This window comes from Acidobacteriota bacterium (assembly GCA_012729555.1).
Classification (GTDB): domain Bacteria; phylum Acidobacteriota; class UBA6911; order UBA6911; family UBA6911; genus UBA6911.
The window spans coordinates 1-2826 of the sequence record JAAYCX010000074.1; the positions used below are offsets into that span (position 1 = coordinate 1).

Here is a 2826-nt window from a genome sequence, read left to right on the forward strand (position 1 = left end):
AGGTCGTCGACGCGGGCGACCGGGAGAACCAGAAGGTGATCCGCAGCACGGTGGGCCGGTTCCTCGACGAAATCGACTACAAAAACCTCCCCGATGAGCGGCACATCCTGCTCGTCGGCAAGTTCCTCGAGGTGGGGCAGGCGCGCAAGGACTTCGTGCCCGAGATCTCCTCCGGTCACGCCCCGCTGCCGTAGGCCACGTGGTCAGAAGTGCTTTTTAGTGGTCGGATCGGCGGCCGGGCAGGGGGAAGGGAAACGGCGGTCAATCCCGCTGAAACCCGCGAGGAAGGCTGACAATAGCCGGCGGGAGCCTTCCGGATCTGAGGTATCAGCCTCTCCAATCAGTCGTAACGGGCCCTCCGGGTTTGTTTCCGGCGCGAGCAGGGAGCGAAGCCTGTTCTCAAGGAGGGCGGCCTTGGGGCTGTAGTGTCGAATAATCCCCAACGCATCCCATCCCGCCAGCCAGGCGCCAGCCCTTTCGTAGTCGAAATCAGGATTTTCCAGCAACGGGCTGGCTTCCTGATACAATCGTTCGGAGTTTCCCGCATCCAGGTAGTTTTGCAGAATCAGCAGAAGGTCGAAGGCGTCTTTGCGAGGCGATACCGTTCCCCTTTCCGAACGGTGTCGCCGTGAGGCGGCCATGAAATGGTTTCGTCAGGGTTCGCCAATCCGCCGAACGGAATCAGGTCCACAGTGGTATCAGGGCCGTATCGGAGCCTGTGCGTCCCTCGGGGGTGCGGATGGAAAGCATCGGAGTCCAACAGGGACTTTCGCAGACGGTCAAAAGCGGGCCAGTCCGCCAAGGCAAATGCGAGATCTATGTTCTCGGTGGCCCGTGCCGCTTTTATTCCATGTGCATGAAAAAGGAGCAGGTCCCTGGCCATGGCTCCGACCAGGAGCATGGCTGTTTTCGGAAGCACGGATCGAACGGCTGCTACGAGATCCGATAAAAAAACCAGTTCCCGCTTACGCGTTAAATCGATCAATGATCTGATCATGGAGCAATCCCGCGGTCTCCAGGCATCGGGCGTCCCCGATGGCGAGCAGATCGGCATAGACGAGCAGTGTGGGAGCGAGCGCCGGTTCAGGATTTTCAAACCGCCAGAAGCGGCGCAGGATTTCCACTTTTCCGGTCGGATCTCTTTTCAGGCGCTGATCCAGGAGGAAGCGCGCCTCGGCTTTGCCGCCGAAAAAGGTCAGGCTGCCGGGGCGCAGATGGTGCGTGAGCCGGGCCGCGGCGCCTTCCCCGCCCATTATAAGATCATAGGCGGTGGGATCGACCGTTTTCCACCAATCGAGGTTTTCCGCCTGGTAGCGGCCCAGGAGCAGTCTGGGCCGGAGAGTGCGCGCATATGCCTCGACCCATTGTTGCAGCAACCGGCGAGGCTCGAGCAGTCGCCGCTTCCCCCCGATCCTGGCCACAAACCCGAGTTGCGGCAGTTCGGCCATGACCCATCCGACGGTCCCGTGCGCCACGCCGGCCATTTGGGCGATTTCGCGATACGGATGCTGCACCATTTCCGGGTGGCACAGGAGCGCGAAAATCACCCGCAGGCCGCTCGCCTTGAACGCCCTCCCGCCGGGTTGAAGCGCAGTCCGCGGCATTGGGCGTTCTCCCCTGACCCAGATAAAAACCGGGGGATCGTCAAGAAATGCGTTGCCGGCGGCATCCATGAAGGCAACCGCGTGATCACGCAGGGCATCGGCAAGCTGTGGCGTGACGTAGTCGGCGATCAGCAGCGTCCTTTTTCCGGTCTGTCGAATCTGCTGAATCGCCGCACCCAGGGTAGCGGGGCGCAGCCCGCGCTTCAGAACCGCCGCGTAGCGAACCGCCGCGCCTCCCAGTTGAAGCGTTATCCAGGCGTCCACCCCGCCGCCGTTAACCTTGGGCTCTCCTTCCTCAATTTCGGCACGGATTCCCGGTCGTTGGGCGGCGGCCAAAACCTCTTCAATGAGGGCCCTGTCGTAACGTGCTTGTCTGTCCATGATGATTTATTGTCCACGTAACGTGGACAGATGTCAATAGTGGACAGGATTCGGTCCCCTGCGTCCTGCTCGTCGGCAAGTTCCTGGAGGTGGGGCAGGCGCGCAAGGACTTCGTTCCCGAGATCTCCTCCGGTCACGCCCCGCTGCCGTAGGGAACGTGGTCAGAAGTGCTTTTTAGTGGTCGGATCGTCGGCCGGGGCGGGGGGAGGATGGTTGTTTTGTGGTCGCGCAACCGGCCGTTCGGGTATACTATTTCCTTACCACGGGGCGTCCAGGTTTCGACCCGCCTGGCGGCAGGCGGTCCGGTGGGAAGGGGGAGACGGCATGACTTTCTTGAAGCGGAAGAACATGACCCGAAGAAGGTTTTGCGAGAGCGTAACCCATACGGCTTTGGGGTGCGCCTGTCTTTCGGCGGCGGTCTCCGCCGCCTCCGCGGAAAGCTTAAAGCCCGAGAACGGGGGGAAGCCCGGGGCAACCGGTTCCGGCAAGGAACATCTGGCGGCCGCCTGCGGGACCTGGTGTGGAGCCTGCCCCGCGTACCTTGCCAAGCACGGGGAAGAGGGGGAGGCGGAGCCCCGGCAGAGACCCTCCGCGCCGGCGCAGAAGGGGGTCCCGGACCCGAGGTGGATGGACGGGCTTCGGTGCGACGGCTGCTTGAGCGGCGGAACCCTTGCCGGCCATTGCCGGACCTGCGCGATCAGGCTGTGCGCAAAGAGCAAGCAGGCGGATGCCCGTTGTACCGATTGCGAAGAGCTGCCCTGCCAACGCATCACGAGCCTGATCCGCATGGGCGACTACCTGCACCGCAAGGAATACCTCCCCAACCTCGAGAAGATCCGCG

General features: G+C 62.5%; 4 protein-coding genes. 2 read left to right on the forward strand and 2 right to left on the reverse strand.

Annotated elements, in window-relative coordinates; translation table 11 throughout:
• Positions 1-194: hypothetical protein (locus GXY47_13075; GenBank protein ID NLV32075.1), on the forward strand; the 194-nt coding region annotated here is incomplete at its 5' end.
• A 9-nt stretch (positions 195-203) separates the two neighbouring features.
• Here GXY47_13075 and GXY47_13080 read toward each other — a convergent pair.
• The gene (locus tag GXY47_13080; GenBank protein NLV32076.1) at positions 204-641 is read right to left on the reverse strand and encodes a hypothetical protein; all 438 of its coding nucleotides are present in this window, start codon (positions 639-641) and stop codon (positions 204-206) included.
• 324 nt (positions 642-965) lie between these two features.
• Positions 966-1985 (reverse strand): hypothetical protein, encoded by a 1020-nt coding sequence (locus GXY47_13085; protein ID NLV32077.1) that lies wholly within the window; start codon positions 1983-1985, stop codon positions 966-968.
• Between the two features lie 324 nt (positions 1986-2309).
• Here GXY47_13085 and GXY47_13090 point away from each other — a divergent pair.
• A partial coding sequence (locus GXY47_13090) for a DUF3795 domain-containing protein (GenBank protein NLV32078.1) occupies positions 2310-2826 on the forward strand: 517 nt, incomplete at its 3' end.